We start from the raw sequence: 13,301 nt of genomic DNA on the forward strand, positions 1-13,301 counted from the left end.
CGTTCAGATTGCGTCCAGGGCTGTGCCAATCCGAATTCCACGACCCTGAATGCAATCTCGATGCCGGTTAGTCGACGTCGATGACCACCTTGCCGATCGCCTTGCGCTCAGCGACGTGCCGTAACGCCGCGGCCGTGTCGGCCAGCGCAAAACGTGCCCCGATGTAAGGCCGGGCGCGCCCGTCGGCGAACATCTGCTCCAGTTCCCGCATGTCGCGCACCGCCTCCTCGGGGTGATCGGCGATAAACGTGCGGATCTCCATGCCGCGGATCGTGATCCCTTTGAGCAGAACGAGGTTGAGCGGGATGGCCGGAATCGCTCCGGCGGCATAGCCGAGCGTGACGAAAACCCCGCCGCGGGCCAGACCTCGCAGCGCCGGCTCGGCGTACGCCCCGCCAACCGGGTCGATGACGACCCGGGCGCCGCCCTCGGTGACTTCGCGGATCCGGGTCTTCAGATCCTCGCGCTCGTAGTCGACTGTCGCCTCGGCCCCGCGCTGCCAGCACAATTCGAGCTTTTCCGGCGTCGACGCCGCGGCCAGTACCCTTGCGTTCATGGCGACCGCCACGTCGAGGGCGGCCGAGCCGACACCGCCGGCGGCGCCGAGCACGACAACCCAATCCCCCTCCGCCACTGCGGCAACCGAGCGTAGCGCGTGATAGGCGGTGCGATAAGTGACGCCGAATGCCGCGGCGGCGGCATAGTCGGCACCGTCGGGTATCGGCGACACCGACTCGGCTCGAAGCAGCGCCTGCTCGGCGAAGGCACCTACGAATGTCGTACCGGCCGCCCGGTCGCCGGGTGCCAGGCTGACACCCTCGCCGACGGCGAGCACGTCGCCGGCCAGCTCACTACCGGGTGTGAACGGCACCGGAATCTGAACCTGGTACTTGCCGTCGATCAGCAGCACATCGGGAAAGTTGACCGCTGCGGCCCGCACCCGCACCACCAACTCGCCCGGCCCCGGCGTTGGGTCGGCAACCTCCTCGAGGACCAGATCTTCCGGCTGGCCGTATCGACGACAGACGACCGCCCGCATCAGACGCCCAGCCCGCGTAGACAAAACCGCACCAAATGCGCGACGTCGTCGGCGCCGGGCCGCTGGGCCGAATCCAGATAGCGGCGCATGGTCGTCGCGGTGCAGTAGAACACTGCGTCGGCGTCGCGCTGAACGTCTATGCTGCCCAACGCTGCAACCGGTTCGGTCAGCAGATCACGCATCGGCCGCATGATCTCCTCGGTGACATTGCCGCCGGCAGACAGCTGCCCGGCGGCCGCCCGGCTCATGCTGATCAGGTGCGGATCGGTGACCTGGGCTAGTGCACCCTCGATCCAGCGTGCGACCTTGCCGTCGGGAGACGGCGCCTTGGCCATTTGATGCGCAAGGTAGGAAACGACGATCGCCACGCCGCGCTCCATGACCGCCAGGATGAGGTCGTCCTTGCCGGCGAAGTATCGGTAGAACGCCTTGTTTGACGACCCGGCTTCGGCCACGATGTCGCTGACCCGCGGCGGCTCGGGCGCGGCCCGTTCCATCACGCGCACTGCGGCCGCCAAGATCCGTTCCACCTCCTCGGTGGCCTCACGCTGTCGATCATCGAGTGCACGCTCGACGGCCGCGATCACCCTACTGGTCAACGAGAGCACCATATTTGGCGCGCAGGGCCTCGCGACGAACGTCCAGCATCTCGCTGGGCCACTCCGCGCTCTCGGCCTCGACGCCCTTGAGCAGCATCCGGGCCAGGTTGACCTTGTGGGCTTCGGTCGGTCCGTCGGCCAGACCGAGTGCGATACCGCCGAGCAGGACGTTGACCAGCGGCAGTTGATCGGTCAGGCCGAGCGCACCGTGTACCTGAATAGCCCGCAGCGCAATCGATTTCAGCACCTGAGACGCCAGGATCTTGCACGTGGCAATTTCGGCACGAGCACCGTGCTCGTCACCGCTGTCGATCAGCCATGCGGCATGCAGCACGGTCAGCCGGAATGGCGTTAGCTCGGTGTAGGAGTCGGCGACGAACTCCTGCACCAACTGCTTGTCGGCCAGCAAAGTCCCCTGAGTGAAGCGGCTTTTCGCCCGCCGGGCCATCATCTCGACGGCCCGCTGCGCCATGCCGATCGAGCGCATCGCGTGATGTAGTCGGCCGCCGGCCAGCCGGGTCTGCAAGATCAGGAAGCCCTGGCCGGGCTCACCGAGCAGCGCGGAGGCCGGCACCCGCACGTCGTCGTAGTGCACCAGCGAATGGCCGGGCTCGTGCGGGTCGGCGCCGACCAGGTGGTGGTTCGCCTCGACCTTGAGGCCGGGAGTGTCGGCCGGGATCAGGAACGTCGAAGCCCCGTGATGCACCGCCACGTCGGAGTTGGTGATTGCGACCACGATGAAGAACGACGCGACAGAGGCATTGGAGGAGAAGTACTTTCGTCCGGTGATCACCCAATTGTCGCCGTCGCGAACGGCGCGAGTGGTGAACACCCTCGGGTCGGCGCCACCCTGCGGCTCGGTCATCGAGAAGCAGGAGAAGATTTCGCCCGACAGCAAGCCGGCAAGGTAGCGATCCTTTTGGTCCTGCGTGCCGAACCGGGCGATGATCTCGGCGTTGCCGGTGTCGGGCGCCTGGGTTCCGAAGACGATCGGCGCCCACGGGCTTCGGCCCAGGATCTCGTTGATCAGCGTCAGCTTGACCGCGCCGAAGCCCTGCCCGCCGAGTTCGGGCCCCAGGTGCGGCGCCCACAGCCCCTGGTCGCGCACCTGCTGTTTGAGCGGGTCGACGATGCGGCGACGCTCGTCGGTCAGCGGCAGGAACTCGCAGCCCGGAAAGAGCACCTCAAGCGGTTCGACTTCCTCGCGGACGAATTCGCGGATCCAGTCGAGTTTCTTCTCGAACTCCGGCTCCGTGGAGAAATCCCATGCCATGTCGAAACCTCCTCGATTCGTTGGCGGCGACCCGCTGCGCCCGGCGCCGCCGCGCTTGCGATCGCCGCTCAGGGGATGCCGCCGTCGGCCCGCAGAATCGAGCCAGTGGTAAAGCTGGACGCGTCAGAGGCCAGAAATAATGCGGCACCGACGATTTCGGCTGGGTCGCCGGCGCGCTGCAACGACAGGTGTGAAAATGGGTTCTGCGTCGCCTGCTCCAGATTCCACGCCTTGCTGACATCGGTCAAAAACGGGCCGGCCATCAGTGTGTTGACCCGCACCGCTGGCCCGAACGCCTTGGCCAGCGCCTCGGTCATCGCGTTGAGACCGGCCTTGGCCGCGGCGTACGGGACGATGTCGGGGGTCGGGCGCAGTGAGCCGGCGGTGCTGACGTTGATGATCGAACCCCGACCGGCGGCGACCATGCGCTCGCCCACCAACGCCGACAACCGGAACGGGCCCTTGAGGTTGAGGTTGACCACCGCGTCGAACAGCTTCTCGGTGACGTCGGTGAGCTTGTCGTACGTCGGCGACATGCCCGCGTTGTTGATCAGAGTGTCCACCTTGCCGAACCGGTGGTAGACCGCATCGACGAGTCCGTCGAGCTGATCCCACCGCCCGACATGCACCTGGTATGGCATTGCCGTGCGGCCGGTTTCGTCTTCGATCGCCGCGGCGGTGGCCACGCAGTTGTCGATGTTGCGGCTGGCGATCACCACGTCGGCGCCGCAGCGGGCGACGGCGAAGGCCATCTCACGCCCCAGGCCCCGACTGCCACCGGTGATCAAGACCACCTGGCCGGACAGGTCGAAAAGCTGGTCGGCGTAACCCATGTCAACCCTTCGCCGATAGCGACCGGGACAGCTCTGCGGCGGTGGCGATCAACTGCGGGACCATCGCGCCCATCGCCGCGCCCACCTTCGGATCGACCTTGTCGGACTTCACCGAAGCAGCGTAGGTCTTTTCCAGCACGATGCCGAGCTTCCAGTTGGCCAGCACCAGGTAGTAGTCGATGTTCTGCGTCGAGAGTCCGCTGACGTTTTCGTAGTGCTCGAGCAGTTCGCTGCGGGTCGGCATGCCGGCCATATCCAGATAGAAGCCGTCGGTGCGCGGATGTTCGCCGTCATAGCCCAGCAGACACCAAGCCAGATCCAGCAGCGGGTCGCCGACCGTGGTCATTTCCCAATCGACGATCGCGGCCAGGCGGGCCGGGGTGCCGTGAGCGAACATCACGTTGGCGAATTGGTAGTCGCCGTGCATGATGCCCGGGGTGTACTGCGCGGGCCGGTGGCGACGCAACCAGTCAGCAGCCTCGTCCAGGCCGGGAAGGTCGCGCACCCGGTAGGCCTCCAGAAAGGCCAGCCAACGGTCGACCTGCCGCTCGTGAAATCCATCCGGACGGCCGAAGCCCTCCAGCCCCTGCGCGCGCCAGTCCACCCGGCCGAGTTTCGCGGCGCCGTCGACGAGTTCAAGCGCTAGGCCCCGCCGCGCAGACAAGTCGGTATCGAACGGCGTCGGCCAGCCGCCGTCCATTGGGCTCCACCCGTCGATCGCGCGCATGACGTAAAAGGGCATGCCGAGCTGATCGCCGGCATCGTCGGCGGCGATCAACTCGGCATGTGGCACATCGGTGCCGGACAGCGCCCGCACCAGCCGGATCTCGCGCAGCAGGCCGTCGATCCGGGCAGCGTCGGCTCGCGGGCCGGGCATGCGCAGCACCATGCGCTCTTGCCCACGCGCAATCAGATAAATCGTGTTTTGGGAGCCACCGGACAACCGCTCCAGCGCCGGCTTCTCGCCGCTGCCCGGCGCACCGTTGGCGTCCAGCCAACGGCCCAGAACGTCCGCGTCGAGCAACTCGCCACTGGCCGGCCCCATCCGCACACCTCACTCTCTGTCCGGAGAATAACATTCTCTGGCTGCCTGCCGGTTACCGCGGGTGACGTGCGAGGCTGGACAGATGCAATTACTGCTGGTCCGGCATGCCTTGCCACTTCGTAGTGAGCCGGGCCAGGGCTCTGACCCGGACTTGTCCGATGACGGCGTGGCGCAGGCCGCCCGCCTGCCCGAGGCGTTGGCGAGGTTCCCGATCTCTCGGATAGTCAGCAGCCCGCAGCGTCGCGCCATCCAAACCGCGGAGCCCGTCGCAGCGGCCCGCGCCCTGACCGTCGAGGTCGACGAGCGATTCGCCGAGTACGACCGCGACTTGCCCGTCTACATCCCCATCGAGCAGATCCGTGCGGAGAATCCGCAGGAGTGGGCCCGGATGGCGCAGGGGCATCTGCCGAGCTCGGTCGACGAGGCCGGGTTTCGTGCTCGGGTCGGTGCCGCCGTCGAGGACGTGGTTACCACCGGCGACCCGGACGACACTGTGGCGGTGTTCAGCCACGGCGGCGTGATCAACGTGCTGCTACACGAGATCCTGGGCACCCAGCGGCTGCTGTCGTTTCCGATCGACTACGCGTCGGTGACCCGGCTGCTGTTCTCCCGATCCGGGCAGGCCACCGTTGCCGCAGTCAACGGCACCGAGCATGTGTGGGACCTGTTGCCCCGCAACCAACGGCTGTAGTCCGGTCAGCGCCCGCTCGCGTGCTTCTTTGCCGCGCGGCGCAACTGGTAGATCCGCGCGGTACCGGCCAGCACGGTAATCAGACCACCGCACACTGCGGCCAACAGGATGGCGACACCCAGCGGCAGACTCCAGTGCCAGCCGAGAAACTGAAACTGTGCTGAATCGGTGTTCTGGGTGATGAAGATCAGCAGCACGATGAGAATCAGGAACCCGACGGTCAGCGCCGACCAGATGGCGCCGGCGCGAGTGAACATCACCGACGAATCCGGCCGTTCGGTGGCGGCTTCGGGCTGCGGTGCGGGCACCGGGGACGGCTGATCGGGCGACACTGGTGGATCGCTGCTCATACTGCCATCTTGCCCTTTTGGGTGCCGAACAAAACCACATCCGGAAAACCTGTCCGCGAGCAGCGATCAACGCGGCGTGGCACTTGCGCCAGCTTGAGCAAGGTTGACCAGGCTGCAATACCCGGCTGGCCGTCGCCTACGGTGTACCGGTGAGTCCAGCCCCATCGGATACGACGCCGAGCGCTTGGCCGGCGATCTTGACATGGCGCGCCCACGACGCCGCCCGCATGGAATCAGCGCGAGTACAGTTGTCCGGCAACCGAATCAAGGCCAATGGCCGCATCGTGGCTGCCGCCGCCGACAATCATCCGGCGTTCGGCGCCTACTACGACCTGCAGACCGACGAGCTCGGCGCCACCAAGCGGTTGGGGTTGACAGTGACATTGGCCGAGCGGGAACGCCAGCTCTCCATCGCCCGCGACGAGGAGAACATGTGGCTGGTGACCGACCAGCGCGGCGAGTCGCGTGCAGCGTTCGACGGGGCGCTGGACATCGACGTGGTCTTCAGCCCGTTTTTCAACACGTTGCCGATCCGCCGCCGGGGGCTACACGAACGGCCCGGCTCGGTGACGGTGCCGGTCATTTACGTGAGCTTGCCCGAGATGTCGCTCACGTCGGCCGTCGTCAGCTACAGCAGTGCCGGCTCGGCAAGCCCAGGCAGCATCAAGGTGCACTCGCCAGTGTCGGACGTCACCGTCACCGTCGACGCCGACGGCTTCATCGTGGACTATCCAGGCTTGGCAGAGCGGATCTGATCACCCCGCCGGCCCGGCCGGCGGCGGCCAGCTCGGCACGCCAGTTCTCCGCGCCGACGAAGACAGTGACGATCTCCGGCCGGGAAAAACTGTCGTAACGGGTGCGGGCAGCGTGTCCGGTTTCGACGAGTTCGGCCACAGAGTTGTTGTGCGCCAGAGACTCACGGGCACTCGTGAGCAGTTCCATGAACCGGTCGACGGCTGGCAGCACCTGGTCGGCATTGGCTTCACACATGGCCCGCACCAGATCGGGCGCGGTGACCGCCACCCGGGTGCCGTCGCGGAACGACCCTGCCGCCAGCGCGAACGCCAGTGGAATCTCGGCGGCGGTGGCAGCCAGCGCCTCGGCCAGCAAATGCGGCAGATGGGAAATCGCCGCCGCGGCGGCGTCGTGCTCGTCGGACCTGGCCGGGACCACCACCGAACCGCAGTCCAGCGCCAGCGTCATCACCATGGTCCACACCGCAGGGTCGACGTGGTCGTCGACGCTGACGACCCACGGAGCGCCGGTGAACAACCGGACGTGGCCGGCGGTCCAGCCCGAATGTGCGGTGCCCGTCATCGGATGACCACCGACAAAACGCGCCTGCAGGCCAGCGGCGGTGACCTCTTCGAGCACCGCACTTTTGACGCTGGTGACATCAGTCAGCGGGCAGTCCGGCGCCAATTCGCGGATGTAGGTCAGCAAGGACGGGATTGCTGGCATCGGGACGGCCAGCACGACCAGCGCGCCGACGGCGGCGGCGCGGGTCAGCACTTCGGTGAGTTCGGTGGTCGCATCAAAGCCGTCGAACCGAGCCGCCTGCACCCCTTCCACCGACCGGTTGTAACCGAAGACCTCGCGGTTCGCCGCCGCCGCGGCGCGCATGATCGAGCCGCCGATCAGTCCCAGCCCCAGCACGCACACCGGTGTCTTTGCCACCTTCCAAGGTTGGCATATCCGTCAGAACAGCGGCGTCCGACGGTCGGTCAAGCAACGGCCGATCGGCTGGTCAAGGGGCTGACCACCGACTAGCGTTGCGCGCATGGGACCGCAGCGGGCTTCCGCGCAGGCAGATACGCCGGATGGCTTCGGTGTTGCCGTGGTGCGCGAAGACGGTCAGTGGCGCTGCGCTCCAATGCGGCGCAAAGCCCTGACGAGTTTGGCTGAAGCCGAGACCGAACTGCGCGAGTTACGCAGCGCCGGAGCTGTTTTCGGGCTTCTCGATGTCGATGACGAGTTCTTCGTCATCGTACGTCCCGGGCCGTCGGGAACCCGGCTGTTTCTTTCGGATGCCACTGCGGCCCTCGACTACGACATCGCCGCCGAAGTGCTCGACAAGCTGGATGCCGACATCGAGCCGGAGGACCTCGAAGACGCCGACCCGTTCGAAGAGGGCGACCTGGGCTTGCTGTCCGACGTCGGGCTGCCCGAGGCGGTGCTCAGCATCATTCTCGACGAGACCGACCTGTACGCCGACGAGCAACTGGGACGCATCGCCCGGGAGATGGGCTTCGCCGAGCAGCTGTCGACGGTGCTCGACCGTCTCGGTCGGTGATCGCAAGCGCGGCGCAGCCGGGCGCTGCGGGTCGCCGCCATCAAACTCGGTCGGTGACCGGCGACGAAGACCTGATCCGCGCCGCGCTGGCGGTTGCCGCTACTGCGGGCCCGCGTGACGTCCCAGTGGGCGCGGTGGTGGTCGGCGCCGACGGCACCGAGTTGGCCCGTGCGGTGAACGCCCGCGAAGTGCTCGGTGATCCGACCGCGCATGCGGAGATTCTGGCGATGCGGGCGGCCGCCGAGGTGCTGGGTGACGGCTGGCGGCTGGAGGGCGTCACCCTGGCGGTCACCGTCGAGCCGTGCACGATGTGCGCGGGTGCGCTGGTGATGGCCCGAGTCGCGCGACTGATCTTCGGGGCGTGGGAGCCCAAGACCGGTGCCGTCGGTTCGCTGTGGGACGTGGTGCGCGACCGACGGCTCAATCACCGGCCCGCCGTGCGGGGCGGGGTGCTGGCCGATGACTGCGCAGCGCTACTGGAGGACTTCTTCGCCCGCCAGCGATTGGGGTGAGCGGGCGTCGGTTCGGTAGGCTGTCCGGCGGTGGCGTGTCCGAGCGGCCTAAGGAGCACGCCTCGAAAGCGTGTGACGGGTAACCCCCGTCCGAGGGTTCAAATCCCTCCGCCACCGCCAACTTCTTGAGTGCATATGCGCTGGTAGAAGCGCGCCTTATGCGCGATCTTCCGTCGTTGTTGAAATCCCGTTCTTGCGATCCGTCCAATATGTTGGCCGCTACGTCTAGTCAACTGGACGTCTGTGTAATACAGTGCGGTTCTATTCGCGTCGAGGTGCCTAGCAGGGGTGACGCTGTTACAGACGGAGGGACCGACATGCCAGCGAGCGGTCCTCCACCTGACAGTTACTCGCCTTCTGGTGGCCCGGCATCCCTACGGCTGCACCCACCAGGCATGCCTCGGATTGGAGAGCAGCACATTGGCCACGCCACGCGAACCGCACATCGGGGTCATGGTTTCGATCGACACCTTTTTCGCCGCCCGACTCGACGTCGGCAGTGAGATGTCGCTGTTGTTGGGACGCCCGCTATCCGATTGCAAGGGGCGTTTCGATTACGGGCGGCTGCCTGTCAGCCTGGCAGAGCGGCTGGTCTGTCACCTCGATACCGTTGTCGGGAGCCTGGAAAACATCGGCAACCCCAACTGGGACGATAAGACCCTGGCACTGATGATCGGGGCCGTCCGCGACGACCAGCAGCGCATCGACAAGCAGATCGCGGAACAGTCGTGAGCCGGGTGCTGCCACCATTTCACCGGGGACGGTCAACCTCGTAGGTTCCGTTGTCGTCGCGGAACACCACCGTCACGTGGTGTTTGGTTCCATTGATGTGCACCTCACACGTGAAGGTGCCGCCCTTCTGCACAACCGGGTTGCGGCCGTTGTTGCACCTGACCGTCGAGACGTTGTTGCGCCCGTACCCGGACACGGGATCAGTGAGGACCTGCCGGACACCGACCTGCGCCTTATTGACATCGAGTTCGTTGGCGTGGAAGGACCCGAGCTGCCGCACGCCCAGGATCAGCGCCACCCCTGCAAGGCACACCACCGCAACGCCCGCTGCTATCAGCATGCGACGCTCAGCGTACTCGCCCCGCCCAAGCCAGCCGGTACGAATACGCGTGCCTGGCAAGGGTTTCGACTGTTCCGGCGGCGACTGTTGCCCAGCAGGGCGTACGGCCGGGTAACCGGGAGGCGGTTGGCGATAGGGCGGAGGAGGGGGCGGCCGGCGGGGCCGGAGATCGGGCCGCGGCGGCACCGGGTAGTTCTGCGCCGGCGGCCTGCGCGGGTTTACCTCATACCACTTCGGTGCGTCCGGGCGTCGAGGCTGCATCGGTCGCTGTGCCGTTCGCTCTTCCGGCCTGCCGCTTGGCCTTTCGTCTCGACGCGGCGGCGGCATCGGCTGCTGCCACCGGCGCCCAGGCGGCGGACGAAAAGGTTCGGGTGGGCCTGACCCGTGCGGACCGCTCATTGCACCTCTTCTCCTGCGCCACCAACCATTATCGAACTGGCCCGCGACACACACGGCACTAGAACCACACCCATCAGGAGAACCGCTGGTAGCACTGGCCGGCACCACTCAACAAGCCGGAGTGAAACGCAAAAATGCGGGAGAAGCCGGCTGGCACCGGAGTGCCGTTCACATCGCTGGCGGCCAGCCCGTTGGTCAGCAGGCCTGAGATGGCTTCGTCGAGGTCGCCAGCGCCCAGCACGAGCATTTTGCCCGACGGCAGGGCGATCGGCTCGGCCATGTTGCGCTGCGCAACACCGGTCAGGCAGGCCGCGCGCATACCCGCCAGGGCCGAATCCAAGGGCAGTCTCCGCTCGCGCTGCAGCGCCAACACATACCGTGACGTGAAAACAGACAGGGCGGTGTTGTCTCCTTGCGGCAAGCCCAGCTGCGATTCGTCTGATGGCGCTCCCATCCGTTGCAGCACAGGCATATTGACTGAGATCGTATTGGTCGAGGGACAGTAGACGACGGCTTCGGTCCCGCTTCCGGGATTGCAACTGGTGCCGGCCGACGACAGCGTCGGCGGGTCGGTCGGGGCGAAGATCTTTCCCAACAGCTCCATCATCGTCGACAGGGTGTCGTCGTCGATCCCGACGTCGCTTTGCGGGCTCCCTGACTCGAACAACGAACTCGGAAGATCGCCGCGGCGCTGTTGGATTTCGTCACTGTCGATCTCACCGCACGCTTCTGCACCGCTGTCGAAACCGCGCTGCAAGGCAGTGACGCGGTCAAGGGCCGTTCCATGGGGGTCCCCATTTGACGGCGCCTCGGTCGGCGACGAGATCGGATCACGTATGACGATCGCCCCGGCCAGAATATGGCTGAGATCGTCGCCCGTGCTCAGCTGAAAACGCGGTGATTCACCTCCGGCGACCCAGCGGAGGTAGACGCCCGATAGGCAGTCGGCCTGCTGCTCGCGGACGAGGGTCGGGGTCCAGTGGTGGATCAACTTTGCCATCCGCTGGACGGCGTGCCCGTATTCGTGTGCGAGCAGCGCATTGACGGCCATGTCCCCGAAGTACTTCCGGGCCGTGGGGATCAGGCTGCCGCGGTCCCATGCCAGCGTGTCTTTGCGGTGGCAGTACATCGCGTTGGTGTTGCCGTAGGTCTCGTTGCCACACACCGCGGGGCCGAACCGGTCGTTCGAGTCGTACGACAACAGCGTGGACACCGGGCTGAACGTCCGTGAAAACGAGTCGGAGTAATGACGTTGCCAAAAGTCTTCGATGTCGTCGATCGCCAACAGCGCGAGACGGTCGTCATCGCCGCCGTCGGTGTTGTGAACCCGATCGGTGACCGGCGGTGGGACGCCGCGTGGACCGCTGGGACCACCTGACACGGCTAACCCACCGACGCGGTCTGGGTCGTAGAGCATCGATACAGCCCGGCCCGACAAAACCGCGTGACCGCAGCTTGCCAAAAGCAGAGCCGAGAGCGCCGCGCAAATCGCCGCTCTAAGTGTGATTGCCAATCAGATCCTCGGCGGTCGATGAAGCTTGCTTTGCGCCGCGTCCCCAACGGTTGCTGCCTGAACTTTACAATCCACGGCCTCACGTGACGTCGGGCCAGGGACCTCTAAGACGGCGGTCCAGTCACGCGGTTGCCCGACCGAGTAGGGTCGAAGCACCGGGGGCCTGCGCGCGGTGGATCGCTCCCCGCGCAGACTCCTCAGCGGCCAGCAAACTGCTTTGGAGGCGCTGTGGACATCGTATTGGGCATGTCGATGGCCCCGACGACCGTCCGCATGGTGCTGGTCGAAGGCGAAAACGGCCAGGGAGCCACCGTCGAGGAAGACAACTTCTCGATCGCCACGGACGGCGACGCCCAGAGTCCCCCGACGCCAAGCGCGGCCGATCAAGTGGTCGCGGCCATCCTGGGCACCCGGGAAAGCGCGACCGAGGGCGGTTATCGGCTGGCGTCGACGGGCGTGACCTGGACCGATCCCATCGAGGCAAGTGCGCTTCGCGACGCGCTGGCCTCCCGCCGGGTCGAAAACGTCATGCTGGTCTCGGCCTTCCTGGCCGCGGCCGCGCTGGCCCAATCGGTCGGCGCCAGCCTTGGCTATGCCCACACCGGCCTGCTGTTCGTCGAACCGGACTGCGCGACGCTGGCCGTCGTCGATTCTGCTGATGGTTCGGTCGGCGACGTACATCGAGAACCCTTACCTGAGGACGACACCGAAGCAGTCGCCCGGCTCACCGCGATGACCGGGACCGCCGCCGGCCTCCAGTTGGGTCCGGAGGGACTGTTCGTCGTCGGCTCCGGCGTCGACATCGGAATGATCAAGTCCGAGTTGGATGCCGCGACGACGCTGGCGGTCAGCGCAGCTGACGATCCGGACACGGCACTGGCTCGCGGGGCCGCACTGGCGTCGGCCCACGCACCGCTGTTCGAGTCGTCCACCGCCGCACTGGCATACGCCCAAGATCCCGGCACCGGAGTCGTGGACCCGGAAATGGCCCTGGCCGCCGGTCTGGCCGCAACGGAGCCGGCCGGCGCCGACCAGCCTCTGGCATACAGTGCCGACGTCGACCATGACGCCAACGCGTATACCGCGGACGCACTCGCCGCAGATCCCGGCGAACCCTTCTTTGCCGGCGACGAGGACCGGCCCGAACGCAAACCGTTCCTGGTCGCTCTGGGCGTGCTGACGATCTTCGTCGTTGGTGTGGCCGCCCTGGCGATCGCACTGGCACTGGACATCCGCCCGCACGTCAACCAGCGGCCCAACCTGGGGCAAAGTGTCGTTGCGCCGACCCAAAAAGCGCCGCCGCCGGCGCCCCCGCCGCAAGCGCCCGCACCGGCCCCCGCCGCTCCAGCGCCCGCACCCGCGGCACCCGCGCCCGCACCCGCGGCACCCGCACCCGCGCCGGCAGTACCCGCGCCCCCGCCGGCGCTTCCGCCACCTCCGGCACTGCCCGCGCCTCCGATACCGGCGCCGCGGGTTCCGGGTCCTGGGCTTCCGGGACCGGGGATCCCGGGTCCAAAGCTTCCGGGTCCAAAGATTCCGGGTCCGGGGCTCCCGGGCATCGGCGGGGGCCACGGTGGCGGCGGGCCGCACATACCCGGCCTTCCCGGCATCCCCGGTATTCCGGGGCTCTGATGCCCTGAGCCAGTTACGGTTTGGCGCTGCACCGCCGCGCCCCGATCCAG

Annotated in this window: 15 protein-coding genes and 1 tRNA gene; 7 read left to right on the forward strand and 9 right to left on the reverse strand. The window is 66.8% G+C overall.

The genetic code is table 11. The annotated features are described in order from the left end of the window. Positions 1-67: 67 nt before the first annotated feature. The 5 genes from AC5Y5W_RS19950 to AC5Y5W_RS19970 all read right to left on the reverse strand — a co-directional run bounded on the left by AC5Y5W_RS19950 (position 68) and on the right by AC5Y5W_RS19970 (position 4,789). On the reverse strand, positions 68-1,039 hold the full coding sequence (locus tag AC5Y5W_RS19950; protein WP_500013024.1) for an NADPH:quinone oxidoreductase family protein: 972 nt from the start codon (positions 1,037-1,039) through the stop codon (positions 68-70). Then, positions 1,039-1,650: a TetR/AcrR family transcriptional regulator gene (locus AC5Y5W_RS19955; RefSeq protein ID WP_500013026.1), complete on the reverse strand. Its 612-nt coding sequence runs from the start codon at positions 1,648-1,650 to the stop codon at positions 1,039-1,041. Before AC5Y5W_RS19955 ends, AC5Y5W_RS19950 begins: the two co-directional genes overlap by 1 nt. Further along, positions 1,628-2,911 carry an acyl-CoA dehydrogenase family protein gene (locus AC5Y5W_RS19960; RefSeq protein ID WP_500013028.1) on the reverse strand — a complete coding sequence of 428 codons (1,284 nt, stop codon included), beginning with the start codon at positions 2,909-2,911 and terminating at the stop codon, positions 1,628-1,630. Before AC5Y5W_RS19960 ends, AC5Y5W_RS19955 begins: the two co-directional genes overlap by 23 nt. 68 nt (positions 2,912-2,979) lie before the next feature. Continuing rightward, a complete protein-coding gene (locus AC5Y5W_RS19965) occupies positions 2,980-3,744 on the reverse strand; it encodes an SDR family NAD(P)-dependent oxidoreductase (protein ID WP_500013030.1) in 765 nt (254 codons plus the stop codon). Between the two features lies 1 nt (position 3,745). After that, positions 3,746-4,789 (reverse strand): phosphotransferase family protein, encoded by a 1,044-nt coding sequence (locus AC5Y5W_RS19970; RefSeq protein ID WP_500013031.1) that lies wholly within the window; start codon positions 4,787-4,789, stop codon positions 3,746-3,748. A gap of 82 nt (positions 4,790-4,871) precedes the next feature. Between AC5Y5W_RS19970 and AC5Y5W_RS19975 the strand changes: the two genes are divergently transcribed. Continuing rightward, positions 4,872-5,480, forward strand: coding sequence for a histidine phosphatase family protein (locus tag AC5Y5W_RS19975; RefSeq protein ID WP_500013033.1), 609 nt, complete (start codon positions 4,872-4,874; stop codon positions 5,478-5,480). A 5-nt stretch (positions 5,481-5,485) separates the two neighbouring features. Here the strand turns inward: AC5Y5W_RS19975 and AC5Y5W_RS19980 are convergent, their stop codons facing one another. Beyond that, positions 5,486-5,830, reverse strand: a complete 345-nt coding sequence (locus AC5Y5W_RS19980; protein ID WP_500013034.1) for a LapA family protein — start codon at positions 5,828-5,830, stop codon at positions 5,486-5,488. Positions 5,831-5,979: 149 nt separating this feature from the next. Between AC5Y5W_RS19980 and AC5Y5W_RS19985 the strand changes: the two genes are divergently transcribed. Further along, positions 5,980-6,585 carry a putative glycolipid-binding domain-containing protein gene (locus AC5Y5W_RS19985; protein ID WP_500013036.1) on the forward strand — a complete coding sequence of 202 codons (606 nt, stop codon included), beginning with the start codon at positions 5,980-5,982 and terminating at the stop codon, positions 6,583-6,585. On the opposite strand, the gene AC5Y5W_RS19990 is transcribed toward AC5Y5W_RS19985, so the two are convergent. Continuing rightward, positions 6,548-7,492 (reverse strand): prephenate dehydrogenase, encoded by a 945-nt coding sequence (locus AC5Y5W_RS19990; protein WP_500013070.1) that lies wholly within the window; start codon positions 7,490-7,492, stop codon positions 6,548-6,550. The two genes, AC5Y5W_RS19985 and AC5Y5W_RS19990, sit on opposite strands and share 38 nt — an antisense overlap. Before the next feature lie 118 nt (positions 7,493-7,610). Here AC5Y5W_RS19990 and AC5Y5W_RS19995 point away from each other — a divergent pair, with 118 nt between their 5' ends. The 4 genes from AC5Y5W_RS19995 (at position 7,611) to AC5Y5W_RS20010 (ending at position 9,367) form a co-directional block, all read left to right on the forward strand. Continuing rightward, positions 7,611-8,123 carry a tRNA adenosine deaminase-associated protein gene (locus AC5Y5W_RS19995; RefSeq protein WP_500013038.1) on the forward strand — a complete coding sequence of 171 codons (513 nt, stop codon included), beginning with the start codon at positions 7,611-7,613 and terminating at the stop codon, positions 8,121-8,123. 53 nt (positions 8,124-8,176) lie between these two features. Next, entirely contained in the window at positions 8,177-8,635 is a 459-nt protein-coding gene (locus AC5Y5W_RS20000; protein ID WP_500013040.1) for a nucleoside deaminase, read from the forward strand. Positions 8,636-8,664: 29 nt separating this feature from the next. Next, positions 8,665-8,755 (forward strand) — tRNA-Ser (locus AC5Y5W_RS20005). A gap of 240 nt (positions 8,756-8,995) precedes the next feature. After that, the gene (locus tag AC5Y5W_RS20010) at positions 8,996-9,367 is read left to right on the forward strand and encodes a hypothetical protein (RefSeq protein WP_500013042.1); all 372 of its coding nucleotides are present in this window, start codon (positions 8,996-8,998) and stop codon (positions 9,365-9,367) included. A gap of 19 nt (positions 9,368-9,386) precedes the next feature. Here the strand turns inward: AC5Y5W_RS20010 and AC5Y5W_RS20015 are convergent, their stop codons facing one another. Continuing rightward, complete coding sequence (locus tag AC5Y5W_RS20015; protein ID WP_500013043.1) at positions 9,387-9,707, reverse strand: DUF4333 domain-containing protein; 321 nt, start codon at positions 9,705-9,707, stop codon at positions 9,387-9,389. Between the two features lie 472 nt (positions 9,708-10,179). Further along, positions 10,180-11,523 (reverse strand): neutral zinc metallopeptidase, encoded by a 1,344-nt coding sequence (locus AC5Y5W_RS20020; RefSeq protein ID WP_500013044.1) that lies wholly within the window; start codon positions 11,521-11,523, stop codon positions 10,180-10,182. Between the two features lie 324 nt (positions 11,524-11,847). On the opposite strand from AC5Y5W_RS20020, the gene AC5Y5W_RS20025 reads away from it, so the two are divergent. Next, positions 11,848-13,251, forward strand: coding sequence for a DUF7159 family protein (locus AC5Y5W_RS20025; protein WP_500013046.1), 1,404 nt, complete (start codon positions 11,848-11,850; stop codon positions 13,249-13,251). Positions 13,252-13,301: the final 50 nt, after the last annotated feature.

The organism is Mycobacterium sp. NGS51 (assembly GCF_059812525.1).

What these genes read in the sequence shown, in the direction of transcription:
- AC5Y5W_RS19995 (WP_500013038.1), top strand. Translation starts at nt 7,611, where the DNA reads ATGGGACCGCAGCGGGCTTCCGCGCAGGCAGATACGCCGGATGGCTTC.
- AC5Y5W_RS20020 (WP_500013044.1), bottom strand. Translation starts at nt 11,523, where the DNA reads ATGCTCTACGACCCAGACCGCGTCGGTGGGTTAGCCGTGTCAGGTGGT.
- AC5Y5W_RS19970 (WP_500013031.1), bottom strand. Translation starts at nt 4,789, where the DNA reads ATGGGGCCGGCCAGTGGCGAGTTGCTCGACGCGGACGTTCTGGGCCGT.
- AC5Y5W_RS19965 (WP_500013030.1), bottom strand. Translation starts at nt 3,744, where the DNA reads ATGGGTTACGCCGACCAGCTTTTCGACCTGTCCGGCCAGGTGGTCTTG.
- AC5Y5W_RS19950 (WP_500013024.1), bottom strand. Translation starts at nt 1,039, where the DNA reads ATGCGGGCGGTCGTCTGTCGTCGATACGGCCAGCCGGAAGATCTGGTC.
- AC5Y5W_RS20015 (WP_500013043.1), bottom strand. Translation starts at nt 9,707, where the DNA reads ATGCTGATAGCAGCGGGCGTTGCGGTGGTGTGCCTTGCAGGGGTGGCG.
- AC5Y5W_RS19955 (WP_500013026.1), bottom strand. Translation starts at nt 1,650, where the DNA reads ATGGTGCTCTCGTTGACCAGTAGGGTGATCGCGGCCGTCGAGCGTGCA.
- AC5Y5W_RS19980 (WP_500013034.1), bottom strand. Translation starts at nt 5,830, where the DNA reads ATGAGCAGCGATCCACCAGTGTCGCCCGATCAGCCGTCCCCGGTGCCC.
- AC5Y5W_RS19960 (WP_500013028.1), bottom strand. Translation starts at nt 2,911, where the DNA reads ATGGCATGGGATTTCTCCACGGAGCCGGAGTTCGAGAAGAAACTCGAC.
- AC5Y5W_RS19975 (WP_500013033.1), top strand. Translation starts at nt 4,872, where the DNA reads ATGCAATTACTGCTGGTCCGGCATGCCTTGCCACTTCGTAGTGAGCCG.